This is a genomic window from Mesorhizobium sp. B2-4-6 (assembly GCF_006442775.1).
Taxonomy (GTDB): domain Bacteria; phylum Pseudomonadota; class Alphaproteobacteria; order Rhizobiales; family Rhizobiaceae; genus Mesorhizobium.
Genome location: NZ_VFVI01000002.1, coordinates 392,746 through 418,275, shown reverse-complemented (window position 1 = coordinate 418,275; position 25,530 = coordinate 392,746). Strand labels below are relative to the sequence as shown.

Genomic DNA, 25,530 nt, shown 5'->3' with positions numbered 1-25,530 from the left:
CAAATCGACACGCCAGTCCGGTCACGCTAAACAGGACGCCATGTTGACCATCCGCAAACGCGAAGCAAGCGGCGAGGCCAAGGACGCCGAGCATCGGCCACGCGTTGCCGTGGGCGAGGAGGGGGGCGTGCTGGGCTGCGCCTTTTCCGGTGTGTGGACGACGCGCACCGTGGCGCTGGTCGACGCCGACATGCGCAAGATCGAGGGGACAAGCGGCGCAAAGCAGCTGATGCTCGACCTTTCCCACATCGAAAAGATGGACACCGCCGGCGCCTGGCTTATCGACCGGCTGGCCAGCGCCTTCGAGAAGAAAGGCGTCGAGGTCCATTTGCAGGGGCAGAGCGAGATCGCCTCGATCCTGCTCGGCGCGGTCGGCGATGCGGTTCGCCGGGAGCCCGAATCGGGGCCGTCCGGGCCGCCCAATGTCATCCTGCGCGCGCTGGAGCTGGTTGGCCGGCGGGTCTATGAGATGCGTGACGATTTCTTCGCATCGATGAACATCCTCGGCGCCACGATCCGCGGCGCGCAGATGAAGCTTGGCCGCGGCCACGCGGTCAACCTGGCCGCGATCTTCAACCAGATCGATCGCATGGGCGTCGGCGCAATACCGGTGGTGGTGCTGATGTCGGCCATCGTCGGCGCCATCGTCGCCCAGCAGGGCGCCTACCAGCTCAGCTATTTCGGCGCCAACATCTTCGTCGTCGACCTGGTCGGGGTGCTGATCCTGCGCGAGCTCGGCGTGCTGATGACGGCGATCATGCTCGCGGGACGTTCAGGCAGCGCCATCACCGCCGAGATCGGCTCGATGAAGATGCGCGAGGAAGTCGACGCGCTGAAGGTGATCGGCCTCAATCCGATCGGCGTGCTGGTCTTTCCGCGGCTCGTCGCGTTGGTGATCGGGCTGCCGTGCCTCACCATCATCGCCAATTTCGCCGCGCTTGCCGGCGGCATCGTCGCCGCCTGGCTCTATTCCGATATCCCACCGGCCGCGTTCATCGACAGGCTGCGCGTCGCCATCGATCTCAGCACCATCTTTGCCGGCCTGATCAAGGCGCCGTTCATGGCCCTGATCATCGGCATCATTGCCTCGGTCGAGGGCATGAAGGTCGGCGGCAGCGCCGAATCGCTCGGCCTGCACGTGACCGCATCGGTGGTGAAGTCGATCTTCGTCGTCATCATCCTCGACGGGCTTTTCGCCATGTTCTACGCAGCGATCGGGTTCTGAGATGGCGAACGGCAACGGCGCAGCGGCAGCGCAGGATACCAACGACGACGAAATCGTGCTTTCGGTGCGCGACGTCACCGTGGCCATCGACGACAAGCTGATCCTCGACAAGCTCTCGCTCGACATCAAGCGCGGGGAGATCCTTGGCTTTGTCGGCGCTTCGGGCGCCGGCAAATCGGTGCTGTTGCGCACCATATTGGGGCTGATGCCGAAGCAATCGGGGACGATCAGCCTGTTCGGCGTCGATGTCGACAAGGCGAGCGACGCCGACCGCCTGCGCATCGACATGCGGCTCGGCGTCCTTTTCCAGCATGGCGCGCTGTTTTCGGCGCTGACAGTGCTGGAAAACGTGCAGGTGCCGATGCGCGAATATCTCGACCTGCCCAGGGCGCTTATGGATGAGCTCGCCTTGCTCAAGATCGAGCTGGTCGGGTTGCCGGCCGACGCGGCCCGGAAATTTCCCTCCGAGCTTTCCGGCGGCATGATCAAGCGCGCCGCACTGGCGCGCGCGTTGGCGCTCGATCCCGACATCGTCTTTCTCGACGAGCCGACCTCCGGCCTCGATCCGATCAGCGCGGCCGAATTCGACGAACTTGTCGTCAAGCTGCGCGACACGATGGATCTGACGGTCTACATGGTCACGCACGATCTCGACACGCTGTTCACCGCTTGCGACCACGTCGCGGTGCTCGGCAAGAAGAGGGTGCTTGTCGAAGGCACGATCGACGACATGCTGAAGAGCGAGGAGCCGTGGGTGAAATCCTATTTCCGCGGAAAACGCGCCCGGCAACTTGATCTTGCGGCGCGCGCATAGCCATAAGTGGAGCAATGGAAACAAGAGCCAACTACATTATTGTCGGCATCTTCACGCTGGGTGCGATCTTGGCGGCCTTTGCCTTCGTCTATTGGACCGCGGCGATCGGCGACAGAGGCGAAACGACAATGCTGCGCGTGCGCATTCCAGGTTCGGCCTCGGGCCTCGGCCGCGGCAGCTTCGTGCTGTTCAACGGCGTCAAGGTCGGTGACGTCAAACGCGTGTATATCGACGTTGACAATCCGACGGTAGCCATTGCCGACACTGAGATCGACCGCATGACGCCGATCACCAAGTCGACACAGGCCGATATTGGCCTTGCCGGCTTGACCGGCCAGGCCAATATCGAACTCCGGGGCGCCGACCCCAAGGAAGCGAAGCTGCTCGACGAGGCGGAAAAAGAGGGCAGGATCCCCGAGATAACCGCCAATCCGTCGGCGGTCACCAACCTTCTGCAGACGGCCCAGAACATCTTCACCCGCGCCGACAAGGTGCTGAGCGAGCTCGAAGGCTTCACCAGGGACGTTCGCGGCCCGCTGACGCAGACGGTCAAGAATGTCGAGACCTTCTCGGACGCGCTGGCCAAGAACTCCGATGGGATCGACAAGTTCCTGTCGGCGGTGAGCTCGCTTTCGGATCAGCTAAAGAATGTCTCGGGCCGACTCGACAGCACGCTGAAGGCCGCCGAAGGCCTGCTCAATTCCGTCGACAAGGACCAGATCAAGAGCATCGTGGCCAATGTCGATACGGTGACGGCGAATCTGAAGGAGACCTCGAAGCAGTTCGATACGGTCATCGGCAACGTCAACACGGCGGTCGGCTCGATCAACGATTTCGCCAAGCAGACGCAAGGGACATTGGCCAAGGTCAACGGCGTGCTCGACGGCATCGATCCGGCCGACGTCAAGGCCGCTTTGGCCAACATCCAGAAGGCCAGCGCCAGCGCCGACAAGGCGGCCTCGGACATCGCCAAGGTGACCGACAAGATCGCCAACCGCTCCGACGATATCGACCAGACCATCAAGGACGCCCGCCAGCTCGCGCAGCGGCTCAACGACGCCTCGGTGCGCGTCGACGGCATCCTGGCCAAGGTCGACAAGATCCTCGGCTCGGGCGAGGCTGACGGCGTGATGGCCGATGCCAGGGCGACGCTGAAATCCTTCAAGCAGGTTGCCGATACGTTGAACTCCCGCCTCGGCACCATCGTCGATAATCTGTCGCGCTTCTCCGGCCAGGGCCTGCAGAATGTCGAGGCGCTCGTGCAGGACAGCCGGCGCTCGATCAACCGCATCGAGGAAGCAGTGACTGACCTTAGCCGCAATCCGCAGCGCATTCTGTCCGGCGGCGACGGCGAGGTCCGGCAGTTCGATGGAAGGGCACGGCGTTGACTTCGGCTGCCGCGACCGCCAAGAAAATGATCGTAAGATCCGGGGACAACGGGGATCACGCGTGAAGTCGGTCAGGGTGGTAGCGGGGAGTTTGAGATCGTCCGCGGCAGCGTTGCTGGTGCTTGCGGTTGCCGGGTGCGCGGCCCTGGGCGGCAAGCCGGCGCCGCTCGACACGTTTGAATTGTCGGCGCCGTCGGTCGACATGCACGCCCACAGCCGCCGCCAGATCCTGATAGCCCAGCCGTCGGCACTCAAGGCGCTGGACAGCCAGAACATCGTCATCAGGCCTTCCGACCGGTCGATCCAGTTCCTCAAGGGCGCGCAATGGGCGGACCGGCTGCCACTGATCGTCCAGGCGAGGCTGGCCGAAACCTTCCAGCGCTCCGGCAGCTTTGCCGGCGTCGGCAAGCCGGGCGAGGGGCTGGCGATCGACTACCAGATCATCGTCGAGGTGCGCTCCTTCGAGGTGCGCGTCGATGGCGGCGAGCATGCCGATGTCGACTTGTTCGTGCGCATCCTCAACGACCGCAACGGCGAGGTGCGCGCCTCGAAGAACTTCACCGCGAGCGCGCCGGTCTCCGGCAGCGGCAACGCCGCTTATGTCGGCGCGCTGGACAACGCCTTCGGCCAGGCGGCCAAGGATATCGTCCGCTGGACGGATTCGACGATCTGAGCGCCGGACAGGCAGTCAAACTCCAACATAAAAAAGGCGGTACGGGGCCCGCCTTTTTGTTTCAGTCCGCCGATCGGCTTCAGTGCAGGCGGCCGCTGGCGTGGGCCAGCATGGTGTAGACCTTGCCGGTGTCGGACGTCAGATAGGTCTGCGCCATGATGTTGTCGCGGTCGTTGCGCGAGACATCCTTGAGCAGCTTCTCGAAATCCTCGCAGTAGCGATCGACCGCGGCGCGGAATTCCGCCTCTGCCTGGTACTTGCGACGGATCTCGTCAAAAGTCTGCTGGCCCTTGAGCGTGTAGAGGCGGCGCGTGAAGACGTCGCGCTCGCCGCGCCGGTAGCGGTTCCAGAGCTCGATCGAAGCGTCATGGTCGATGGCGCGGGCGATGTCGACGGAGAGCGAGTTGAGCGACTCCATGACATGCAGCGGCGAGCGCTGGGCAGGCGTCGCGCGCGGCGCTTCCACCGGCGCTGCAGGCCGCAGCTCCTCCTCGCGCGAAGCGTTGGTCAGGAGGTCGCGCACCCAGCCGCCTTGCGGCGTCTTGCTGTTCGGGTCGCGGCGCGGCGCCTCGGCAGGACGTTCGAGGTCAAGCGTGCCGCGCAGCGTGGTCTCGGCGAGCGGCGCCTGGGGGGCGCGAGCCGTGGGCTGCGGCTGAGGCTGCGGGGACGGTGGGCGACGCAGCGGCGGCTCGGCGGCGCGGGCCGGCGCCTGCGGGGCAGGCCGCAGACCGCGCGGTTCGCCCTGTTCGCTGCTGCCGCTGCGGCCGGATTTCGCAACGATATCCGACAGTTCCTTGAGCGCATTGATCTGCTCGGCGACGGCGCGACGGATGGCCGAGGTCGACTCCTTGGCCTCTTCCGGCATCTCGATGACGCCCTTCTTCAGCTCGGCGCGGGTCAGGTCGAGCTCGCTCTTGATCGAGCCCGCGGTGCGGCGCATCTCCTCGGTCGCGTCGGCAAAGCGACGCGTCGCCGAATCGACGACCTCGGCGATGGCGGTGCGGATCTTTTCCGCCGATTCCATCGTGCGCCCCTCCGCGGTCTGCATCGTCTGGCCGACGAGGTTTTCGAAGGAACGCATCACCTTCTCAAGGTCTTCGGACTTCTTGACCAAGCCGACGGCGAGGTCTTCCAGCGAGGACTGACGCTCCAGCGTGTGCTCGAGATTGCTCTGCGCGGAGCTGAGCAGGTTAGAGGCGCTGGAGAGCAGGCGGCTGTGCTCGTCGAATTTGGTCGCGATCGAGGCCACCTCACGCAGCGTTGCCGAGGACAGATCGGTGAGCCGCGTCGTGTTGGAATCGACGAGACGCGCGGAGCTGGCGAAGGTCTGGGCGGCCTTCTCCGTGGTCGTGGCGAAGCTCTGCGTGCTGCCGGAGAGCCGCTCCTCGACCTGGCCGAGGTTGACGGCAGCCTGCTCGATCAACTGGCCGAGCTGCGCGCTGGAGGTCGTCATGCGGCCGATGAGATCGGCCACGCTGTCGGCAAGCGAGGAACGCGCGCCTTCGACGGCCGACAGGGTCTCGGCCGTGCGGCTGGCCAGCGCGTTGACGAGGTTCGTGTTCTCGCTGCGCAGCTTCTCGGCCGCCCGTTCGGTGACCTCTTCCATGCTGCGCTGCAGTTCGGAGCCGCCCTGGGCGAAGCGCTCGACCAGCGGCTTGGCCGTCTCGTCGAGGATTTTCGCCATCTCGGCCGAACGCGCCGCCAGCATGGTGTTGAGCTCGCGGGTGTTGGCGCCGATCGTGCGCGCGGCCTCGTTGGTGCTCTGACCGATATGCTGGCCGACCGCCGTAAAGGTCTCGGCGATGACGTTGGCGCGCGAGATGAGCTGGGCCTCGGCGCTGGAGACCTGCTCGTTGAGCTTCTGGCCCATGGTCTCGGCGGTATAGGCGAAGCGGTTTTCCACGCTCGCGACCTGGTCCTCGACACGGGCGGCCGCGGCGGAGGCGCTTGCGGCCAGCCGCTCGTCGGCGCCGGCCAGCGCCTGCTCGATCTCGCGGGCATGCACGGCAAGCTCCTGGCCGGTCTGGCGAGCGCGGTCTGCGACACGCTGCTCGGTGGCGGCGAAGGCGCCGACGATCGTGTCGGCATGCTCGCCGATGGTCGAGCTGGTCGAAGCAATGCGCGACACCAGGCGGTTGTCGGCGTCGTCAAAGATGCGGCCGATTTCGCCTGCGCGGGCGGAAAGCGCTTCCGAACCCTCGGCAATGCGCGACATGAGCTGCTGGTCGGCGCTGTCGAAGATGCGGCCGAGATCGGAGGCGCGGGCGGCCAGCGCTTCGGCCGATTCCGTGATGCGCATCGACAGCCGTTCGTCGGCGCCTTCGAAGTTGCGCAGAATGTCGCCGGCGCGGGCGGCCAGCGACTGCGCCGTCTCGACGGCGCGGGCAACCAGCTTCTGATCGGCCGTGTCGAAGGTGCTGGCGATCTCGCCGGCGCGGGTGGCAAGCTTGTCGGCGGTTTCCTCGGCGCGGGCCATGAGCGCGTTCGACGCATCGTCGGCGCGCGCCATCAGCATGTTGGACGTATCCTGGGCGCGCTCATGCAGGCGACGGTCCGCCGCCTCGAAGGCCTGGGCGATATCCTCGGCCCTGGAGAGCAGCGCGGAGGAAGTCTGCTCGGCGCGTTCGGCGATCTTGCGGTCCGCGTCGCTGAAAGCGGCGCCGGCCTGCTCATGCAGGGCACTGGTGACTTCCATGACCTTGTCGCGCAGCGCGCCCGCCACGAACACGGCGGTCTTTTCCAACACGCCGCGGACATTGTCGACGCCGTTCGACAGCGCGCGCTCCATGGTGCCGGCACGCTCCTCGATGATACCGGTCTGCCGGTTGAAGGCCTGCTCGATCTTCTCGACGTCGGCGGCAATCGCCGCCGAGATGTCGCTGCTCCTGGCGGCGATCTGGTCGATATGCCCGGACACCGAACGATCGACGTCCTTGCGCGCATCGGCGAGCTTGACGAGATCGTCCTCCAGGGCCTTGGCCAGCATATTGCGGCCCTCGGACAGCTTGCCGACATGGCCGGCGATGACGTCGTCGATCTCCGAGCGGCTTTCAGTCAGCTTCTGAAGATCGGCTTCGAGGGCGCGCTTGAGGATATCGCGACCCTCGGCCAGCTTTTCGACCTGGCCGGCGACGAGGCCGTCAATGCCGGAGCGGCTTTCGGCAAGCTTGGCGAGGTCGGCTTCAAGGGCGCGCGTGAGCACGTCGCGGCCTTCCGCAAGCTTTTCGACCTGGCCAGCGACGAGGCCGTCGATGCCAGCGCGGCTTTCGGCGAGCTTGGCGAGGTCGGCTTCAAGCGCGCGGGTGAGGATATCGCGGCCTTCCGAAAGCTTCTCGACCTGGCCAGCGACGAGGCCGTCGATCGAGGCGCGGCTCTCGGCGAGCTTGGCAAGGTCGGCCTCCAGAGCACGCTTGAGGATGTCGCGGCCCTCGGCGAGCTTCTCGACCTGGCCGGACACCAGGCCGTCGATGCTGGAACGGCTCTCGGCGAGCTTGGCAAGATCGTCCTCGAGCGCCTTGGACAGCGTCGCACGGTTTTGTGAGAGCTGGTCGGCATGGGTCTGCATGAGGCCGCTGGCATTGGCCATATCGGCATCAAGCGCACGCGAAAGCACGGCGCGGTGGTCGGTGATCTTCTGCGAATGATCGACGATCGCACCCTGGATGGTGTTGAGGTCTGCTTCCAGCGCGCGCTTGAGGATATCGCGGCCCTCGGCAAGCTTCTCGACCTGGCCCGCGACCAGACCGTCGATGCTGGAACGGCTCTCCGCCAGCTTGGCGAGATCGTCTTCGAGCGACTTCGACAGCACCGAACGGTCCTGGACGAGCCTGTTCTGATGGTCGGCGATGGCGCCGCTGACGTTCTGGAGGTCATCCTGCAAGGCCCTCGACAAGGTCGAGCGATCCTGCGCGAGCCTGTCCTGGTGATCGGCGATGGCGCCGCTGACCGCCTGCAGGTCGGCTTCGAGCGCCCTCGACAGCTGCGAGCGATCCTCCAGCACCTTGTCCGAATGTCCCGCAATGGCACCCTTGATGGTGTTGAGGTCTGCTTCCAGGGCGCGCTTTAGGATATCGCGGCCTTCGGCGAGCTTCTCGACCTGGCCGGCGACAAGACCGTCGATCGAGGCGCGGCTTTCGGCCAGCTTGGCGAGGTCGGCTTCCAGCGTCTGCGAAAGCAGGCCGCGGTCGTCGGCGAGCTTGCCGGCGTGGCTGTCGATCAGGCCGCGGATGCCGCTCAGATCGTTTTCAAGCGCGCGGCTGAGTTCGCTGCGGTCCTCGGCGAGTTTGCTCGAGTGCGTCTCTATCAGGTTCCTGATGCCGATGATGTCGGTTTCGAGCGCCTTGGCGAGCACGGCGCGGCCTTCGGCGATCTTCTCGACCTGACCGGCGACAATGCCGTCGATCGAGGCGCGGCTGTCCTGCAGCTTGCCGAGATCGGCCTCCAGGGCGCGCGCCAGGATGTTGCGGCCCTCGGCCAGTTTCCCGACATGGCCGGCGACCATTTCGTCAATCATTGTACGGGCTTGGACGAGCCTGCCGGAGTCTTCGTTCAAGGCCTGGGACAGGCGATTGCGGCCTTCCTCGATCTGCTCCAGATGGCTGCCCAGCGACGCATCGATAGCGGCGCGCGACTCGTTGACCTTGCGCAGATCTTCTTCGAGCGCGCGCGAAATCAGGCCGCGGCCTTCCGCCAGCTTCTGCACCTGGTTGGTGACGGCGGAATCGATCGCCGCGCGGCCTTCGGCGAATTTCGCCAGGTCTGCCTGCATGGCGGTGGCCATGCGTTCGCGGCTCTCCGAGAGCGCGCGGCTGTGGTTCTCGACCGCTTCCTCGATGCCGACACGGGCATTGGCCAGCCGCTGGATGTCAGAATCGAAGGAGCGCGACACCACATGCCGGGCCGCTTCCATGCGCCCGGCGAAGTCGGTGGCGCGGGCTTCGAGCATGGAGGAGGTCGACGAGATGATGTCGGCCATATCGGCGCCGATCTGGGTCTTGCCCTGATCGATCATCGCCGACAGCGTGTCCTTGCTCTCCGCGAAGGCGTGGGCGATTTCCTTCGCGCGCTCCACCATCGTCTCGTTGATCTGGCGGGCGCGCGCTTCGAGGGCGGCATTGAGCTTCTGCGTGCCGGTGTCGAGCGCCTCGGCGCGGGTCTGGAATTCGCTGATCAGCGCCTGGCCGCGTTCGGCAAGCGTCCGTTCGATGCCGCTGAGGCTCGTCTCGAACTCCGAGCTCAAGGTGCGCGCCGCGCCGCCGAGCAGCGAGACCATGCCATTGGTGCGGTCGTCGAGCAGGTCGGTCAGCGAGCGCGTCAGGCCGTCCGTGGTGTCGGTCAGCTTGGCGATACGGGTGTCGAGGAGGCTCGCGAAAGCCTCGCCGGAGGTCGAAAGACGGTCCGTGATGTTGTCCAGGCGCGATTCCACGGAGTCGAAGATCGACGTCGAGCTTTCATTGATGCGATCGATCAGCGTGTCGCCGGAATTGTTGATCGTCATCGACAGCTTGGTCGATGCGTTAAGGATGGAGTCACGGATGATATCGCTGGCCGAGCCGATCTCGTCGCGCAGCGTCTCGTGAGCGCTGGCAATAGAGGCGCGCACCCGCTCGGCATGCGTGACAACCGCCTCTCGCTCGCTGCCGAGACCATCGACCAGCGAACGAATGCGGGCCTCGTTCTCGGAATAGGAGCGTTCGATCTGGCTGACTTCGCCGTGGACAAGCGTTTCGAGCTCGACCGCGCGGGCCAGGGTGCGCTCGATGCCTTCGCCCATGGCCGCCACCTCGCGGCGAACGGCCTGGCCAATCATCATGACACGGTCCTGGGCGAGGTTTTCGGGCTCCGCCAGGCGGAAGGCGACCTCGGTCATGGATTGCGCGGCGATGCGCATTTCCTGCGCGCGCCGGATCATGGCGGCGAACGCCCAGAACAGGATGACCGGAACGATCGCGGCAACCGCCAGGCCGATCAGTTCGGGACGGGCGAAGAACTGGTCGAAGGTGCGGATCTTCCAGATGCCGGGACCGAACAACAGGTTAGCCAGGCCGCCGGCGCCGGCGATCCAGGCCAGCGAGATAAAGGCGATCACCCAGTAGACGGTGCTCGACGCACGGCGGTTGAGGCTGTGCAGCAGCGTCTTATAGTCTTTCTGGCGGTCGTCGTTGGCGGGCGTGAAGCCGGCGGGAGGCGTAAAGCCGGACGGCTGCCCATTACGCGGCTCGACCGGGCGCAACTCGGCCGGCTTGGCCGCGGGCGCCCTGGGAGGCTGGGTGGCGGCAGGCTGGGGATTATTTGCCGGCTCCGTCCTCTGGCTGCGGCCTTCGCGCGCCAGTTCATCGGCCGCCGCTGAAATCTGTGCTTCGAGATCCTCCATCGACGCCGCCATATCGAGGCCGCCGTCGTCGCCGTTAAGGTCAAGGTCAAGCGCCTTTTCCAGTTCCGCGGCTACGTCATTCTCGAGAGACTTGGTCGTCGTTGGTTTCTTAGCCATGCCTTCGCTACCCTGTACTAGCTGCCGCGGGACTTATGATTTTGGCCTGATTCTGGCCCGATTCTGGCTTGTCTATCCCGAGCAGGAGGCTGAAAAATGGACCTTCGTATCGTAATGACACACAGGGGTAAAGAAAACATGCATTCCGGGCGATACGTAAAACTTTAAATATAAGGTTAACGGAGACGTGATCCGGCTGCCTCCGTGACAACATTTTTCCCCGGCAATCGTTAACCCGTTGGCGACCGGAAGCGCCTATTTTCGTGGGCCCGTCTGCCCGCTTAATGGAGTTGCAGTGCGTATGCGTGGCGAAAGTGGTATTGCGTTTTCCATGCCGGGGGGAGATGCCTCCGGAACGGCCGGAGCCCGACCGGTCGACCTCGGCCATCTGGCGCGCCAGACGATGGGCGACCGTGACCTCGAACGCGAGGTGCTGGCGCTGTTCGTGCACCAGTCGCTGTCCGTCCGCGACCAGATCGCGGATGCCGACCCTAGGCAAAGGGTGCTTCTGGCGCATGGCTTGAAAGGCTCGGCGCGCGGCATCGGCGCCTTTGCGGTGGCCGATTGCGCGGCGATCATCGAAAGGCAGCCGGAAGACGTCCGGGCGCTCAAGCGGCTCGGCACGCTGATCGAGGAAGTGCGCGACTTCATCGCCGGCATCAGCCGCTAGAGCCGGATGATTTCAGGTCGAATCGACCTGAAATCAGAATCCGTCTCTAGATCAAAGAGATAGAGCATGACGTCGCCCGAAAACCGCTTCACACTTTTCGGCATCATGCTCTAGCGCTATCTTTCTGAAAAACGTCATTTCGTGGCGCTTTCGCGCCGCAGTTGACTTGTCCGGTAGAGTGATTATCTCGGCTGCGACTCCTCAGGTGACTCAATGACGAAGCTGACATATATCGCCCATGACGGGACCCGATTTGACGTGGAAGCCGAAAACGGCTCGACGGTCATGGAAAACGCGATCCGCAACGCGGTTCCGGGCATCGAAGCCGAATGCGGCGGCGCCTGTGCCTGCGCGACCTGCCATGTCTATGTCGACGAAGCATGGACGGCAGAGGTCGGCGAGCCGGAGGCGATGGAGGAGGACATGCTGGACTTTGCCTATGACGTCCAGCCGAACTCGCGCCTCTCCTGCCAGATCAAGGTGCGCGACGCGCTGGACGGGCTGATTGTTCGGGTCCCCGAACGCCAGGGTTAAAGCCGCCTTTCCAATATTCTTTCGCGCTGGCTGCTTGGCAGCGGGCGATAGCTCATGCAGTCTCGCAGCATTCCCAATTGGGGCGCAGCGCATGACCGATACCATCAAAACGGACGTTCTTATTGTCGGGGCAGGGCCGGTCGGCCTGTTTGCCGTGTTCGAGCTCGGCCTGCTCGACATGAAATGCCATCTGATCGACATTCTCGACCGTCCCGGCGGGCAATGCGCAGAGCTCTATCCGGAAAAGCCGATCTACGACATTCCCGGCTGGCCGACGATCTCCGCGCAAGGGCTGGTCGACAAGCTCATGGAGCAGGTCCATCCGTTCAAGCCGGACTTCACCTTCAATCGCATGGTGTCGAGCCTGGAAAAGCTCGAGGACGGCACCTTTCGCGTCGCGACCGACGAAGGCGAGGTGTTCGAAGCCAAGGTGGTGGTGATCGCCGCCGGCGGCGGCTCGTTCCAGCCCAAGCGTCCGCCCATTCCGGGCATCGAGGCCTATGAAGGCAAGAGCGTCTTCTATTCCGTCCGGCGCATGGAGGAATTCCGCGGCCATGACCTGGTCATCGTCGGCGGCGGCGATTCGGCGCTCGACTGGACGCTCAACCTGCAGCCGATCGCCAAAAGCGTGACGCTGGTGCATCGCCGTCCGGAATTCAGGGCCGCGCCCGACAGCGTCAACAAGATGTATGCCATGCAGGAAATGAAGCAGCTCGAATTCCTGGTCGGTCAGGTCAGCGGCCTTGCCGGCGCCGACGGCCAGCTTGCGTCGGCGACGATCAAGGGCGGCCCGGACGGCGACGTCGAGGTGCCGTGCACCCGCATGCTGCCATTCTTCGGCCTCACCATGAAGCTCGGGCCGATCGCCGAATGGGGCCTTAACCTGCACGAGAACCTGATCCCGGTGGACACCGAGAAGTTTCAGACGTCGATCCCGGGTATCTTCGCCGTCGGCGACATCAACTGGTATCCCGGCAAGCTCAAGCTGATCCTGTCAGGCTTCCATGAGGTGGCACTGATGGCGCAGGCCGCCAAGCGCATCGTCAGCCCGGGCGAGCGGATCGTTTTCCAGTATACGACCTCGTCAACCAGTTTGCAGAAGAAGCTCGGCGTTCACGACTAAGCGCGGATTGATATTCAGGTGACGCCGGCTTGCGAACGGCAGCATCTGAATCTTAACACCTATTCCGCAAGCACGGGCGCGGCGTGCTCGTCGCGGCCGCGCAGTTCCTTTTCCGGCATCAGGAAGAGCACGACAAGCGCCAGAACGAGCATGATGCCGGCGGCGACGAAGATCATCGCGAACGGCAACGCCGATGCCAGCTGGATATGCGTCTGCGAGCCTTCGGCGGAGAGCGGCAGGCCGTAGCCGAGCGCGACGGCGCCAAGCAAGGCGACACCCAGCGCGCCGCCCAGCGTGCGCAGGAAGGTCAGCACGCCTGTCGCGACCCCCAGATGCGCGCGATCGACGGCATTCTGGACCGAGACGGTGGCGACCGGGAATGTCGTGCCGCTGCCCAGGCCGATCAGAGTGGTCAGGATTTCCACCTCGAGCAGCGAGGCGTGTTCCGCAGTGGCACTGAGCACGCCAATGCTGACGATGGCCAGGCTGACGCCTATCATGGCGATGCGCTTGTAGTGGACGAAGCGCGGGATGGTGCGGCCGCTGAAGGTCGCGCCGGCGACCGTGCCCAGCAAAAGGCCGAGCATCGCCGTGCCGGATTCGCTGACCGAAAGCCCGACGACCGATTGCAGATAGACCGGCAGGTATACCGACGCGCCGATATTGGCGGCCTGAAGCAGGAACATCGATATTGTGCCGGCGAGCACGATTGGGTTGCTCAAGACTTCCAGCGAGACCAAAGGCTCGGCCGCCCTTAGCAGCCTCAGCGCGAAGAAGGCCCAGAATACGACCGAGCAGGCGACCAGCCCAAGGATTTCGCGGGAGAACCAGGGATAAGCGCTGCCGCCCCAATTGAGCGCCAGGAGCAGCAGCGACGTGGCGATAACCAGCAGCACCGCGCCCAGGCCGTCGATACGGTGATTCCTGGCCGCGATCGGCAGCTTCCTCAACGGGTTGTTGATGATGGCCATGGCCAGGAAGCCGATCGGCAGGTTGATCCAGAAAATCAGCGACCAGTGCAAATGTTCGGCGAATACGCCGCCGAGCAGCGGGCCGGCGACGCTGGCGACCGCCCAGGTTCCGGAGATCCAGGCCGCATAGCGCGCTCGCTCGCGCGGCGGCACGAGATCGCCGATGACCGTCTGGGCCAGAGCGAAGAGACCGCCGCCGCCGGCGCCCTGGATGGCGCGGCCGATGACCAGCACCAGCATGTTGGGCGCGAGCGCGCTGACCAGCGACCCGAGCAGGAAGACGAGGATGGCAGCGTAGATGACAGGGCGGCGTCCGTAGACGTCGGAAATCTTGCCGTAGAGCGGCGCCATCGCGGTCGCGGTCAAGAGATAGCCGGTGACGATCCACGGCAGATACTCGGCATGGCCGAGGGCGCGCGCGATCGTCGGCAGGGCAGGGGCTACGATGGTCTGATCAAGGGCCGCCAGCAACATCGACAACAGCACGCCGCCGATGATGGCATTTTTCTCGCTCTCGCTCATCATCGGCGCGGCTTTCGGCGCCATCGCCTGGTTCTCGACGGTCTGGTCCATGCGTCATTCTTTCAAAGGCTGATGCTCAGCGCGCCAAAACGGCTGCGGCCGACCCGTCATGCCTGGCGTCTGTCATTTCTCGTCACTGTTCGAGGCCCCGGGGGCTGCTTCGAACCCGCTATATGTCGTGCGATATAGGCCGATTTCGACCGCCACTCGAAAGTTTTTCCGGTCTGGCACCATGCTTGGACGAAATTGGCCCGGGATGGGGCTGGCTCTCAAGTCAAGGCGGCGGCAGTTGGCCGGCTTCGACGCGCTCCATGCGGTAGCGCATCAGCCGAAGGATACGGCTTTCGAAATTGGCGCTCTCGACGCGGTCGAAGCGCAACTGGTCCTGATCGTGCCTGGCGAGCTCGGCCGCCTGGATCGCGGCGGCCTTCGCTTTCGCCTGTTCGCAAGTCTTCTGGACGGGGGCGGCCTTCAGCGCATCTTCAAGCGCGCGCGCATGATTCTTGGCGATCTCGACATGGCGCTCCTCATGCCGCTTGATGTCGGCCGACAGCGTGTCCCAGAACAGCCTGACGTCGGGATCGGCTTTGCGCGGGCGCCGCCATTCGGGGAGGATCACCTTGACCTTCACGGTGACGGCCGCGTCGGCGACGCGGCAGGCCCCTGCGCTCTGCGCGTAGCTGATGCGGGTGGTGAAGGCCATCTGCGTGGCGCCAGGATGCCGCGAGCCAGTGCTCTTCACCTCGGGGCCGTTTCTCGACAGCTGGTTCTGGATATCGTCGAGCGTGCGGCCACCGACGCTGAAATAGCTGTAGGTCTTGACCAGACTGGCCGCGCCCGCCGGCATGGCGGTCAATGCGAGCATCAGGGCGCAGAGCAGCGATCGGTTCATCATATTGCCTCTTCACGCACCTTGCTTTAGGGCCGTCGCCAGCGCAACGGAATTGATGTCGCGGATCACGCATGGTTGATGGATGATGACGACAAGGCGATGGCAGCTGGCACATGGGCGCTATGTCGACCTCGGTCCGAAGGCGGTCGTCGTCGGCATCCTGAACGTCACGCCCGACAGTTTTTCGGACGGCGGCCTGTTCATAGCGCCTGAGAAAGCGCAGGAGCAGGCGCGCCGCATGGTCAAGGAGGGCGCGGCGATCATCGACGTCGGCGGGGAGTCGACGCGGCCGGGTTTCGCCCCGATCGCGGCCGAGGAAGAGCAGGCGCGCGTGCTGCCGGTCGTCGCGGCGCTCGCCGCTTCCGGCGAGGCGCTGATTTCGGTCGACACCTATCGCGAGGATACGGCGCGGCGGGCGGTTGCCGCCGGCGCCCATATCGTCAACGACGTGTGGGGCCTGCAGCGTGAGCCTGGCATCGCGCGCGTCGCCGCCGAGACCGGCGCCGGGCTCGTCATCATGCATACCGGGCGCGAACGGCAGAAGCTGGCCGACGTGATCGAGGACCAGTTCCTTTTCCTGCGCAGATCGCTGGAGATCGCGCGCGCCGGCAATGTCGCCGACGGCCAGATCGTGCTTGATGCCGGCTTCGGCTTCGCCAAGGAAACGGCGGAGGAAAACCTCGACCTGATGGCGCGATTTTCCGAGCTCGGGGCGCTCGGCTACCCGTTGATGGCCGGAACCTCGCGCAAGCGCTTCATTGGCGCCGCGACCGGGCGCGAGCCCGCCGAACGGGCAGCCGGCACGGCTGCCACCAGCGTCATCCTGCGCTTGAAGGGAGCCGACCTGTTTCGCGTCCACGATGTCGCAATCAACGTGGATGCGCTGGCGGTGACCGATGCTATGCTTCAACGCGAAACCGAGCTTCCTCCCGGACACTGATCATGTACGTCATCCGTATGAAGAACTGCGCCTTCTTCGCTCGCCACGGCGTGCTGGACGAGGAGGAGACGCTTGGCCAGCGTTTCTATGTCGATGCCGTGCTGACGGTCGAGCCCAGCCGTCCGCTGACGGAGGATTCCATCGAGGATACCGTCAATTACGGCGTCGCCTTCGCGGTCATCGAGAAGATCGTGACCGGACATCGCCGCTTCCTGATCGAGGCGCTGGCGCTGGAGGTCGCGAAGGCGCTGACGGCCAGGTTTTCGCAGATCAGGAAGGCCGAGATCACCGTGCGCAAACCGAACGCGCCGGTGCCGGGCGTGCTCGATTATGTCGAGGTGACAGTTGTCTGGCCAGAATAGCGCCGTCTACCTCAGTCTCGGCGGCAACCTCGGCGAGCCGGCGAAGTCCATGGGCGCGGCATTGCGCATACTGGACGGCGACGACGCGACGCGCGTCACCGCCGTCTCCTCGCTTTACCGCACGCCGCCCTGGGGCAAGCTCGACCAGCCGGATTTCCTCAATGCCGCCGCCGCGATCGAAACGGCTCTCTCGCCGCGCGCGCTGCTCGACCTTTGCCTCGACGTCGAGAGGCGGTTGAAGCGCGTGCGCGAGGAGCGCTGGGGGCCGCGCCTGATCGATATCGACATATTGGTTTTCGGCGACCGGGTGATCCATGAGACCGGGCTCGAAGTGCCGCATCCGCGCATGCTGGAGCGCGCTTTCGTGCTGGCGCCGCTGGCCGAGATCGCGCCCGCGCTTTCGGTCGCCGGCAGGAGTGTGTCGGAGCGGCTCGGCGCCGTCGATATTTCCGGTATCGAGCGGCTGCCGTCCGGCCGCGAATGGTGGCTCGGCTAAAACCCGGCTGGTTAGCCGGAAAAACCGCCGCCGTCCAAAAATGCCTGTTCCTCGGCGGTTGTCGCGCGACCAAGCATCCGGTTGCGGTGCGGAAAACGGCCGAAGCGCCGGATGATCTGCAGATGCTCCTCGGCGTATTTGAGGTATTCGGGCGCTTTGGCGGTTGTGAGTTGCACTGACCATTCCTGGTCGGCCAGCAATTCGGAATGCTCGAAGGGCAAATAGAGGAAGACGCGAACCAGTTCTTCCAGTTCCAGGTCCTGACCTGCGGCGATTGCCTTGTCGGCGAAGTATCTCGCCAGCGGATCGGTCGCGAACATATGGCCGGTGCCGCGGAAGCAGTTGCGCGGGAACTGGTCGAGCAGGATCATCAGCGCCAGCGACCCTTCGGCATGCGTGTTCCAATGGTCGCACTCGCGCCGCGCGGCGGCGCTATGCAGCTCCAGAAAGCGACTGTGGAAATCCGCGTCGAAGGCGTCGTTCTTCTCGAACCAGGCGTCCCCGCCCGCATCGCGCCAGAATCTGGTGACGGAAAGCGCCCGCGGATCGAGCTCTGCCATGCGTTGCCCCTCAGTTCTTGGTCTCTGCCTGGTTCAGCACGACGGCCGTTTCCTGGTTCAACGCCCGGCCGGCGCGGCGCGGCTGGGTGAGCGGCGTCGGGATCGGCGTGCCGATATTGCCCTTGAGGAAACGCTGGCCGGCGCGCACGCCCTCGGCCAGTTGCGTCTCGAAGCGCGCTTCGTCGCGCCGCCGCACATCCTCGATGACTTCGGCGACTTCTTCCGGATCGACGCCCAGCGCCTCCAGCGCGGAACCGCCGAAGACCAGCGCCGATTCGAAGGTCTCGCGCAGCTGATAGTCGACGCCGGCCCGCACGAGTTGCAGCGCCGTGCCTCGATCGAAGGCGCGCGCCAGGATCGTGACCAGAGGGAATTCGGCCTTGATCAGCTGGGCGATACGCACGGCGGCGTCCGGCTTGTCGACGCAGATCAGCACCGCGCGGGCGCGCCCGGCGCCGGCCGCATGCAGGATGTCCAGCCGCGTGCCGTCGCCGTAATAGACCTTGAAACCGAAATCGGCCGCGGCCTGGATCATCTCCACTTCGTTGTCGATGATCGAGACGTCCATCCCGCGCAGCAGAAGCGGCTGGCTGGCGATCTGGCCGAAGCGGCCGAAGCCGATGATCAGCACGCTGCCGGTGAGGCCGTCGGCGATGTCGACGCCGTCGAGGGACTGCTCGTCGCGCGGGGTCAGGTAGCGCAGCGCTATGATCGCCAAGGGCGTCAGCACCATGGAGATGATGACGATGGCGGTCAGCGTGGCGTTGGCCTGGCCGTCGATGATGCCGACCGCGGCGGCGGACGAATAGAGCACGAAGGCGAACTCGCCGCCCTGGGCCATGAAGACGGCGCGTTCGAGCGCCTCGCGGTGGCTGCTTTTCAGAATGCGCGCGACGGCGTAGATGCCGACCGCCTTCATGACCATGTACGCGACGACATAGACGGCGACGAGCCGCCAGTTCTGGGCGACGACGCCAAGGTCGAGCGACATGCCGACCGCAAGGAAGAACAGGCCGAGCAGGATGCCGCGGAACGGCTCGATATCGGCTTCGAGCTGGTGGCGGAAGGTCGATTCCGACAACAGCACGCCGGCGAGGAAGGCGCCCATCGCCATCGACAGGCCGGAGAGCTGCATGGCCAGGGCCGATCCCAGCACCACAAGCAGCGCGGCGGCGGTCATGACTTCCCGGGCGCGGGCGTCGGCCAGGATGCGGAAGAGCGGATTGAGCAGGTAACGGCCGGCCACGACCAGTCCAACGATCGCGGCGATGCCGATGCCGACTTCGGTCAGCCGCTCCGAAAGGCTGGTTTCGGCGCCGCCGGGCGCGAGGAACGCCACCAGTGCCAGCAGCGGCACGATCGTCAGGTCTTCGAGCAGCAGGATGGAGACGATACGCTGGCCTTTCGGCGTGGCGATCTCACCGCGCTCCTCGAGCAGCTGCATGACGATCGCCGTCGAGGTCAGCACGAAGCCGGCGCCGGCGACGAAGGACTGTGCGATGGGAAAGCCTCCGGCCAGTCCGACCAGGGTCAGAAGCACGGCGCAGACGCCGACCTGCAAGGCACCCAGGCCGAAAATCTCGCGACGCAGCCCCCAGAGCCGCGACGGCTGCATCTCCAGGCCGATGATGAACAGGAACATGACGACGCCGAGCTCGGCGACATGGAGGATCGCTTCCGATTCGGAAAAGATGCGCAGGCCGAACGGACCGATGACTACGCCCGCGGCGAGGTAGCCGAGGATCGAGCCCAACCCCATACGCTTGAAAATCGGCACGGCGACGACGCCCGCGGCGAGCAGCGCCACCACCTGCACCAGATCGCTGCTCGACGCCTCAACCGCCATGCCTGTCATCCCATTCTCTAAAGCGCGTCTCTCTGAAACGGATTCAGGCGACGTGCTTTAGGTCTTTGATTTGATGTATGTCGTTGTCCCAGAACCGCTGCGCGCTTCTGGGCGACATGCATCGGAAGCACTCCTTGCATGCCCCGGGAGCGAGAGGCAAGGGCGCGGAGACTGGCTGGAAGAGCAGGGCACGCCGCAGGATACGAAGCTACAGGTTCCGCGGCAAACGCCTGTTGCAACCGCGTTACACAAGTTGACACGGCCCGGTCGTTGCGTAACGCCACAATCAGAGGTTATGGCACGTTCGGCTTCGGCCATCGGAGGCAGCGGCGATGGGCGGCTGCCTTTTTTTAGGAGATGATTGATATGAAGAAGTTTTTGCTCATTGCCGTCGGTGTCGCGGCGTTGGCCGGTTCGGCTTGCTCCAAGGGGCCGGAATGCACGCAGGAAATCGCTGCCAAGAAGGCGCAGGACATGGCCGCCGCCCTCCAGGAAGCCATCACCAAGGATCCGAGCAAGGCGGCCGATCTGACCGCCAAGGTGCAGGCCGTGACGACCAAATATCAGGGAGCGACGACACTCGACGAAGCCTGCAAGGCCTATGACGAGCTGACCGCCACCATCAAGGGTTGAGCCAAACCGTCGGCGAATGCGAGGGCGGCGGCCATTTGGCCGCCGCCCTTTTTCTTGCGCAGCACTTCGGTCGGCAGCGCTTTCCGAGATACGCTACGCGATACCCATCGCGCGCTTATGGTCGGTGATCTCGGCGAGCAGCCAATCCTGGAACAGGCCGGTTCCGGGCTTGTTCCCGATGCTGCGGCGCTGATGCAGATAGATGCCGGCGGGATAGGTGTGGCGGGCGCTGAAAGGAGCGACAAGCCTGCCTTGCTGCAGAAGGTCCTGAGCCATCATGGTATCGGCCAAAGCGATCCCCGCGCCGTTTATCACCTCACGCATGATCAAGGTGCAGTCATCGAGCGTCGTGCTGGATTTCGGCGTGGTGTCCAGAACGCCCTCCTGCTCCAGCCAGCGCCGCCAGCGCATGCTCTCGCATTCGTGGATCAAATGATGATTGACGAGGTCGGCGGGCGTTCTGAGCGGCACCGGTCCTTCGAGCAGCGAGGGCGCGCAGACTGGGGTCAGGACCAGCGGGATCAGCAGCGTCAGGGCGGGGCCGGCCTTGTAGACGAACTCGTCGACAATGGCCAAATCGAAGTTGGCGCGCTTGCCCGAGGTAGAGATCTCCAGGTCCACGGCCGGATGCTGCTTGCGGAAATTCGGCAACCGGTCGGCCAGCCAAAGGTTCAGGACCGCCGGCACGCAGAGCACCCTAACACGCTGGGTCCTGCCGTGCCCCGGCCCATCGACGAAGCTGACATCGTCGGTGGCGCGCCAGATGGCCTCGAATGCCTCCGAGAGAGAGCGGGCATAATATGAGCCCCTGATGGTTGGGGTGATCTGGCGAAAGCCGCGCTCGAACAGGTCCTGGCCGAGGTTTCTTTCAAGCGCGCGAATGTGGCGGCTGACGGCCGAGGGCGTCAAATGCAGCTCCTCGGCTGCATCCTTGATGCTGCCGAGACGCGCGGCGGCCTCGAAAGCGCGCATGCCATTGAGTGAGGGCAGTGCCATTGACCGATCATGAATTGTCAGTTGAGTTTTTGTCAATCGACTTGGGCAAAATTGGCGTTTGATCGCCTGGCCGGTTCGGGGATACCCAAATGGCAAGAGCGACTAAGTCGCCGTCAGAAAACAATTATTTGGGTACTCCGATACCATTTTCCCAACGGCGCGAACCGGCCTCATCGGTTTGCATCGGTTGCGGGAGAGGTTTGCGCATGACGCAGCCGATCTGGCAGGAGCCGCCCCGCAAATGGGAGAACGAGCTTTATGCCTCAGTCGCCAGTGCCGGTCTTCGAGACGACGACGGAGATTTCCGCGGAAACCTCCGTCGTCGTGATCCTGCAAACCGCTCACACGGGTTTTGGGCCCCGGGCAGCGGCGCTCGATGCCGAGATGGACGGGATCCTGTCCCGCGCGTGTTCCGAGCCGGCCGCGCTTGAGGAATCCGGCGCCTGTCTCGATGTCATCGCGCCGAAGGCCGTACCGGTCCGGCGCGTGGTGGTGCTGGCCTTGGGCAGGGCCGAGGCCGTAACAACGCTTTCCCTGGCGCGAGCCGGCGGCTTGCTTGCGGCGCATCTGGAAGGCAAGGGCGAATGCGCGGCCACCCTCGTGTTGGACCCGCTCGCCGATGTCGACCTGCCTGCAGCGGAAGTCCTCGCGCGGGTTGCGCTCGGCATGCGGCTTCGGCGCTATCGTTTCGACATGCGCAATCGGCGTCAGGGAGCCGGCGCCGACCGCACTTTGCGGGTGCAATTGATCGGCGCGGCCGGTCCGGAACTGAAGGCGGCGCTGGCGCGGGTCGATGCCATCGCGGACGGTGTCGAATATGCGCGCACACTGGTCAACCTGCCGCCAAACCATCTCCACCCCGACAATTTCCATGACCACCTGGAGCCGCTGCGCGAGGCCGGCATCGATGTCGAGATCCTCGATGCGGCACGGCTGAAGGAGCTTGGCATGAATGCGATCCTGGCCGTCGGCTCCGGCTCGGCGCGGTCGCCGCGTGTCGCCGTCCTACGCTATCGCGGCAAAGGCGCTCCCGCGCAGCCACTGGCTTTCGTCGGCAAGGGCGTCTGTTTCGATTCCGGCGGCCTGTGCATCAAGCGCGGCGAGCAGATGTTCGACATGAAGGCCGACATGGGCGGCGCGGCCGCGGTGGTCGGCCTGTTGATTGCGCTCGCCCGGCAAGGCAGCTCGGTGCATGCCGTCGGCGTGCTCGGCATTGCCGAGAACATGCCGTCCGGCACCGCGCTCAAGCCGCGCGACATCATCACGACAGCGTCGGGCCAGACCGTGGAAGTGTTCGACACGGATGCGGAAGGCCGACTGATCCTGGCCGACTGCCTCTATTATGCCGCCTCGCGCTTCAACCCCTCGGTGATCGTCGACCTGGCGACGCTGACCTATTCGGTGATGCGGGGCCTCGGCTCGGTCTTCGCGGGCCTTTTCAGCACCGACGACACCATCGCCTCACGGATGATCGCGGCCGGGGAAAAGGTTGGCGAGCGGTTCTGGCAGCTGCCGCTCGACCGGGCCTATGACGAGGGGCTGCAATCGCCCTTCGCCGATATCCGCCATCACGCCAAGGACATGGAGGATGGCGACGCGCCCTATGCCGCGGCCTTCCTGCGCAATTTCACCGAGGATCGTCCCTGGGTGCATCTCGACATTGCGGGCAAGGAACTGGCCGATAAGGACCAGCCGCTGGGCCGGGAAGGCGCCACGGCTTTCGGCGTGCAGATGCTGGAAGAGTGGGTGCAGTCCGGCCAGGCGGCGAACTAGGCGACGGCGGGATGTCTTCAACCACGCAGGGAACCACAATGCCGTCCGAGATCGTCAGCAAGGAAGGGCGGGCCGGCTTCGGCGCCTATGAAACCTGGTATCGGATCAGCGGCGCGCTCGATGCCGGCAAGGCTCCAGTCGTGATCCTGCATGGCGGCCCGGGCGCCGCGCATAATTACGTCGATGCCTACAAGCTTCTCGCCCGGGGCGGCCGCGCCGTCATCCACTACGACCAATTAGGCTGCGGCAATTCCACCTTGCTGCCGGAAAAGGGCGCCGATTTCTGGACGCCCCAGCTCTTCATCGACGAACTGGAGAACCTCGTCGACCATCTCGGCATCCGCGGCGGCTTCCATGTGCTGGGTCAAAGCTGGGGCGGCATGCTGGGTGCCGAATATGGCGTGACCCGCCCGAAGGGCCTGAAGTCGCTGACCATCGCCAACTCGCCTGCTTCCATGAAGCTTTGGGTCGAGGAGGCCAACCGGTTGCGCGCCGATCTGCCCAGGAAGGTGCAGGAGACGCTGACGAAGCACGAACAGGCCGGCACGACGGGCGATCCGGCCTACCAGGAAGCGACGATGCGGTTCTACGAACGGCATGTCTGCCGGGTCGTGCCGTTCCCGCCCGAGGTGACGGAGACTTTTGCCCAGATCGTGCGCAATCCGACCGTCTACAATGTGATGAACGGCCCGAACGAATTCCACGTCATCGGAACGCTGAAGAGCTGGAGCGTCATCGACCGCCTGCCGGCCATCGAGGTTCCGACACTCCTCATCTCCGGCCGTTACGACGAAGCAACGCCCGCGACCGTGCAGCCCTTCAAGGACGGCATCAAGGGATCGCGCTGGGAGATATTCGAGCACTCCAGCCACATGCCGCATGTCGAGGAGCAGGATCTCTGCATGCGGGTGGTGGGAAACTTCCTGGACGACAACGACAACTGAAAAGGGGAATGACGACATGAAGAAACTGCTTTTGGCGGCGTCAGCCGCCGCATTGCTGGCCGGCTCGTGGCTCGCTCCGGCGCACGCCGAATATCTCAAGGAACACCGCGGCGGCACCATTCGCCTTCTTGCCCGATCGGCGGCCGGAACGCTCGATCCGCATATCAACTACACGGACCAGGGCTGGCAGATGTACCAGCCGATCTATGACGGCCTGGTCGCCTTCCGCAAAGCCGAGGGCGTCGAGGGTTTTTCCATCGTTCCCGACCTGGCCGAGGCGTTGCCTGAGGTCAGCAATGACGGCAGGACCTTCACCTTCAAGCTGCGCAAGGGCATCAAGTTCTCCAACGGCCAGGACCTCGGCGTGAAGGACGTCGTCGCCTCCTTCCAGCGCATCTTCAAGATTTCCGGCCCGACGTCGGGCACCTTCTATGCCGGCATTGTCGGCGCCGACAAATGCCTGGCCGACACCAAGAGCTGCACGCTGGAAGGCGGCGTCGTCGCCGACGAGGCGGCCGGCACGATCACCCTCAATCTCACCAAGCCGGACGCCGAGATCCTCTACAAGCTCGCCTTGCCGCATGCCGTGATCCTGCCCGCGGACACGCCGGCCGAGGATACGGGCTCCAAGCCGATCCCCAGCACCGGCCCCTACATGATCTCGGCCTTCGATCCCAACAAGGGCATGACGGTTTCCCGCAACCCCAATTTCAAACAGTGGAGCGAGGAAGCCCAGCCGGACGGCTATCCGGATGTCGTGCAGTACGATTTCGGCCTGTCGGAAGAGGCGGCCGTAACGGCGATCCAAAACGGCGAAGCGGACTGGATGTTCGACGCGCTGCCCAGCGACCGCCTCGGCGAACTCGGCAGCAAGTCCATGGACCAGCTGCATATCTCGCCGCTTTCGGCGTGGTGGTACGCGCCGCTGAACACCCGCATGGCTCCGTTCGACAATGAAAAGGCGCGCCAGGCCGTCGCCTATGCGGTCGACCGCAACACGCTGGTCAAACTGTTCGGCGGCAAGGTGCTGGCCTCGCCGGTCTGCCAGGTCCTGCCGCCGGATTTCCCCGGACATGAGGACTATTGCCCCTTCACCAAGAACCCTGGCGCCAAATGGTCGGCTCCGGATGTCGACAAGGCCAAGCAGCTCGTCGAGGAATCGGGCACCAAGGGCCAGAAGGTGACCATCATCGTCGAGGATACGGCGATCTCGCGGTCGATCGGCGTCTATCTGCAGAGCGTGCTGACCAACATCGGCTACGTCGCCGACGTCAAGCCGATCTCGTCCAACCTGCAGTTCACGTATATCCAGAACACCAACAACAAAGTGCAGATGTCCGTCACCCAGTGGTACAAGGACTACCCCGCGGCGTCGGACTTCCTGAACATCCTGTTCAGCTGCGCCTCCTATCGCGAAGGCTCGGACGCCTCGATCAACATCTCCGGCTTCTGCGACAAGGACATCGACGCGCAGATGCAGAAGGCGCTGGACCTCGGCGTAACGGACCAGAAGGCGGCCGACAAATTGTGGGCGGCGATCGACAAGCAGGTCACCGACAATGCGCCGGCGGTCGGTCTGTTCACGCCGAAGCGGCTTGATTTCGTCAGCAAGCGCATCGGCAATTTCAAGTTCAACCCGCAGTTCAACTGGATTATCACGCAATCCTGGGTGCAGTAA

20 protein-coding genes are annotated in these 25,530 nt (G+C 64.6%); 14 read left to right on the top strand and 6 right to left on the bottom strand.

From position 1 onward, the window contains the following. Positions 1 to 40 precede the first annotated feature (40 nt). The 4 genes from FJ957_RS07915 to FJ957_RS07900 all read left to right on the top strand — a co-directional run bounded on the left by FJ957_RS07915 (position 41) and on the right by FJ957_RS07900 (position 4,100). On the top strand, positions 41 to 1,225 hold the full coding sequence (locus FJ957_RS07915) for an ABC transporter permease (protein WP_140830255.1): 1,185 nt from the start codon (positions 41 to 43) through the stop codon (positions 1,223 to 1,225). A gap of 1 nt (position 1,226) precedes the next feature. After that, entirely contained in the window at positions 1,227 to 2,039 is an 813-nt protein-coding gene (locus FJ957_RS07910; RefSeq protein ID WP_140830253.1) for an ABC transporter ATP-binding protein, read from the top strand. Between the two features lie 14 nt (positions 2,040 to 2,053). After that, a complete protein-coding gene (locus tag FJ957_RS07905; RefSeq protein WP_140830252.1) occupies positions 2,054 to 3,427 on the top strand; it encodes an MlaD family protein in 1,374 nt (457 codons plus the stop codon). A 61-nt stretch (positions 3,428 to 3,488) separates the two neighbouring features. Further along, positions 3,489 to 4,100 (top strand): ABC-type transport auxiliary lipoprotein family protein, encoded by a 612-nt coding sequence (locus tag FJ957_RS07900; protein WP_181180524.1) that lies wholly within the window; start codon positions 3,489 to 3,491, stop codon positions 4,098 to 4,100. A gap of 79 nt (positions 4,101 to 4,179) precedes the next feature. Here the strand turns inward: FJ957_RS07900 and FJ957_RS07895 are convergent, their stop codons facing one another. Next, positions 4,180 to 10,590 (bottom strand): kinesin, encoded by a 6,411-nt coding sequence (locus tag FJ957_RS07895; RefSeq protein WP_140830248.1) that lies wholly within the window; start codon positions 10,588 to 10,590, stop codon positions 4,180 to 4,182. A 301-nt stretch (positions 10,591 to 10,891) separates the two neighbouring features. Between FJ957_RS07895 and FJ957_RS07890 the strand changes: the two genes are divergently transcribed. The 3 genes from FJ957_RS07890 to FJ957_RS07880 all read left to right on the top strand — a co-directional run bounded on the left by FJ957_RS07890 (position 10,892) and on the right by FJ957_RS07880 (position 12,917). Further along, on the top strand, positions 10,892 to 11,260 hold the full coding sequence (locus FJ957_RS07890) for an Hpt domain-containing protein (RefSeq protein ID WP_140830247.1): 369 nt from the start codon (positions 10,892 to 10,894) through the stop codon (positions 11,258 to 11,260). A gap of 213 nt (positions 11,261 to 11,473) precedes the next feature. Beyond that, complete coding sequence (locus tag FJ957_RS07885) at positions 11,474 to 11,794, top strand: 2Fe-2S iron-sulfur cluster-binding protein (protein ID WP_127253704.1); 321 nt, start codon at positions 11,474 to 11,476, stop codon at positions 11,792 to 11,794. 91 nt (positions 11,795 to 11,885) lie between these two features. After that, positions 11,886 to 12,917 carry an NAD(P)/FAD-dependent oxidoreductase gene (locus FJ957_RS07880; protein WP_140830245.1) on the top strand — a complete coding sequence of 344 codons (1,032 nt, stop codon included), beginning with the start codon at positions 11,886 to 11,888 and terminating at the stop codon, positions 12,915 to 12,917. A 59-nt stretch (positions 12,918 to 12,976) separates the two neighbouring features. Here FJ957_RS07880 and FJ957_RS07875 read toward each other — a convergent pair whose 3' ends face one another. After that, on the bottom strand, positions 12,977 to 14,461 hold the full coding sequence (locus tag FJ957_RS07875; protein WP_140830243.1) for an MDR family MFS transporter: 1,485 nt from the start codon (positions 14,459 to 14,461) through the stop codon (positions 12,977 to 12,979). Positions 14,462 to 14,684: 223 nt separating this feature from the next. After that, positions 14,685 to 15,305, bottom strand: coding sequence for a DUF922 domain-containing protein (locus tag FJ957_RS07870; RefSeq protein WP_140830241.1), 621 nt, complete (start codon positions 15,303 to 15,305; stop codon positions 14,685 to 14,687). A gap of 82 nt (positions 15,306 to 15,387) precedes the next feature. On the opposite strand from FJ957_RS07870, the gene folP reads away from it, so the two are divergent. The 3 genes from folP to folK are packed head-to-tail and all read left to right on the top strand — an operon-like array spanning position 15,388 to position 17,100. Next, a complete protein-coding gene (gene folP / locus FJ957_RS07865; protein WP_140830240.1) occupies positions 15,388 to 16,242 on the top strand; it encodes a dihydropteroate synthase in 855 nt (284 codons plus the stop codon). A gap of 2 nt (positions 16,243 to 16,244) precedes the next feature. Then, positions 16,245 to 16,604 carry a dihydroneopterin aldolase gene (gene folB / locus FJ957_RS07860; RefSeq protein ID WP_140830238.1) on the top strand — a complete coding sequence of 120 codons (360 nt, stop codon included), beginning with the start codon at positions 16,245 to 16,247 and terminating at the stop codon, positions 16,602 to 16,604. Then, positions 16,588 to 17,100 carry a 2-amino-4-hydroxy-6-hydroxymethyldihydropteridine diphosphokinase gene (folK, locus tag FJ957_RS07855; protein WP_140830236.1) on the top strand — a complete coding sequence of 171 codons (513 nt, stop codon included), beginning with the start codon at positions 16,588 to 16,590 and terminating at the stop codon, positions 17,098 to 17,100. The genes folB and folK overlap by 17 nt, the downstream gene beginning before the upstream one ends. Positions 17,101 to 17,111: 11 nt before the next feature. On the opposite strand, the gene FJ957_RS07850 is transcribed toward folK, so the two are convergent. Next, complete coding sequence (locus FJ957_RS07850) at positions 17,112 to 17,660, bottom strand: DUF924 family protein (RefSeq protein ID WP_140830235.1); 549 nt, start codon at positions 17,658 to 17,660, stop codon at positions 17,112 to 17,114. A gap of 10 nt (positions 17,661 to 17,670) precedes the next feature. Then, a complete protein-coding gene (locus FJ957_RS07845; RefSeq protein ID WP_140830233.1) occupies positions 17,671 to 19,506 on the bottom strand; it encodes a monovalent cation:proton antiporter-2 (CPA2) family protein in 1,836 nt (611 codons plus the stop codon). A gap of 366 nt (positions 19,507 to 19,872) precedes the next feature. On the opposite strand from FJ957_RS07845, the gene FJ957_RS07840 reads away from it, so the two are divergent. Continuing rightward, positions 19,873 to 20,139 carry a hypothetical protein gene (locus tag FJ957_RS07840; RefSeq protein ID WP_140782867.1) on the top strand — a complete coding sequence of 89 codons (267 nt, stop codon included), beginning with the start codon at positions 19,873 to 19,875 and terminating at the stop codon, positions 20,137 to 20,139. 93 nt (positions 20,140 to 20,232) lie between these two features. Here FJ957_RS07840 and FJ957_RS07835 read toward each other — a convergent pair whose 3' ends face one another. Continuing rightward, on the bottom strand, positions 20,233 to 21,135 hold the full coding sequence (locus FJ957_RS07835; RefSeq protein WP_140830231.1) for a LysR substrate-binding domain-containing protein: 903 nt from the start codon (positions 21,133 to 21,135) through the stop codon (positions 20,233 to 20,235). Positions 21,136 to 21,393: 258 nt separating this feature from the next. Between FJ957_RS07835 and FJ957_RS07830 the strand changes: the two genes are divergently transcribed. From FJ957_RS07830 to FJ957_RS07820, 3 genes are read left to right on the top strand one after another with little or no spacing between them, the layout of a single operon-like run. Beyond that, positions 21,394 to 22,908 (top strand): leucyl aminopeptidase, encoded by a 1,515-nt coding sequence (locus tag FJ957_RS07830; protein ID WP_140830229.1) that lies wholly within the window; start codon positions 21,394 to 21,396, stop codon positions 22,906 to 22,908. 38 nt (positions 22,909 to 22,946) lie between these two features. Then, positions 22,947 to 23,852 (top strand): proline iminopeptidase-family hydrolase, encoded by a 906-nt coding sequence (locus FJ957_RS07825; protein WP_140830227.1) that lies wholly within the window; start codon positions 22,947 to 22,949, stop codon positions 23,850 to 23,852. A 16-nt stretch (positions 23,853 to 23,868) separates the two neighbouring features. Continuing rightward, positions 23,869 to 25,530: an ABC transporter substrate-binding protein gene (locus tag FJ957_RS07820; RefSeq protein ID WP_140830225.1), complete on the top strand. Its 1,662-nt coding sequence runs from the start codon at positions 23,869 to 23,871 to the stop codon at positions 25,528 to 25,530.

What these genes read in the sequence shown, in the direction of transcription:
- FJ957_RS07820 (WP_140830225.1), top strand. Translation starts at nt 23,869, where the DNA reads ATGAAGAAACTGCTTTTGGCGGCGTCAGCCGCCGCATTGCTGGCCGGC.
- folP (WP_140830240.1), top strand. Translation starts at nt 15,388, where the DNA reads ATGACGACAAGGCGATGGCAGCTGGCACATGGGCGCTATGTCGACCTC.
- FJ957_RS07850 (WP_140830235.1), bottom strand. Translation starts at nt 17,660, where the DNA reads ATGGCAGAGCTCGATCCGCGGGCGCTTTCCGTCACCAGATTCTGGCGC.
- FJ957_RS07915 (WP_140830255.1), top strand. Translation starts at nt 41, where the DNA reads ATGTTGACCATCCGCAAACGCGAAGCAAGCGGCGAGGCCAAGGACGCC.
- FJ957_RS07845 (WP_140830233.1), bottom strand. Translation starts at nt 19,506, where the DNA reads ATGGCGGTTGAGGCGTCGAGCAGCGATCTGGTGCAGGTGGTGGCGCTG.
- FJ957_RS07885 (WP_127253704.1), top strand. Translation starts at nt 11,474, where the DNA reads ATGACGAAGCTGACATATATCGCCCATGACGGGACCCGATTTGACGTG.
- FJ957_RS07870 (WP_140830241.1), bottom strand. Translation starts at nt 15,305, where the DNA reads ATGATGAACCGATCGCTGCTCTGCGCCCTGATGCTCGCATTGACCGCC.
- FJ957_RS07880 (WP_140830245.1), top strand. Translation starts at nt 11,886, where the DNA reads ATGACCGATACCATCAAAACGGACGTTCTTATTGTCGGGGCAGGGCCG.
- FJ957_RS07875 (WP_140830243.1), bottom strand. Translation starts at nt 14,461, where the DNA reads ATGGACCAGACCGTCGAGAACCAGGCGATGGCGCCGAAAGCCGCGCCG.
- FJ957_RS07840 (WP_140782867.1), top strand. Translation starts at nt 19,873, where the DNA reads ATGAAGAAGTTTTTGCTCATTGCCGTCGGTGTCGCGGCGTTGGCCGGT.
- folB (WP_140830238.1), top strand. Translation starts at nt 16,245, where the DNA reads ATGTACGTCATCCGTATGAAGAACTGCGCCTTCTTCGCTCGCCACGGC.
- FJ957_RS07830 (WP_140830229.1), top strand. Translation starts at nt 21,394, where the DNA reads ATGCCTCAGTCGCCAGTGCCGGTCTTCGAGACGACGACGGAGATTTCC.
- FJ957_RS07910 (WP_140830253.1), top strand. Translation starts at nt 1,227, where the DNA reads ATGGCGAACGGCAACGGCGCAGCGGCAGCGCAGGATACCAACGACGAC.
- FJ957_RS07905 (WP_140830252.1), top strand. Translation starts at nt 2,054, where the DNA reads ATGGAAACAAGAGCCAACTACATTATTGTCGGCATCTTCACGCTGGGT.
- FJ957_RS07895 (WP_140830248.1), bottom strand. Translation starts at nt 10,590, where the DNA reads ATGGCTAAGAAACCAACGACGACCAAGTCTCTCGAGAATGACGTAGCC.
- FJ957_RS07890 (WP_140830247.1), top strand. Translation starts at nt 10,892, where the DNA reads ATGCGTGGCGAAAGTGGTATTGCGTTTTCCATGCCGGGGGGAGATGCC.
- FJ957_RS07825 (WP_140830227.1), top strand. Translation starts at nt 22,947, where the DNA reads ATGCCGTCCGAGATCGTCAGCAAGGAAGGGCGGGCCGGCTTCGGCGCC.
- FJ957_RS07835 (WP_140830231.1), bottom strand. Translation starts at nt 21,135, where the DNA reads ATGGCACTGCCCTCACTCAATGGCATGCGCGCTTTCGAGGCCGCCGCG.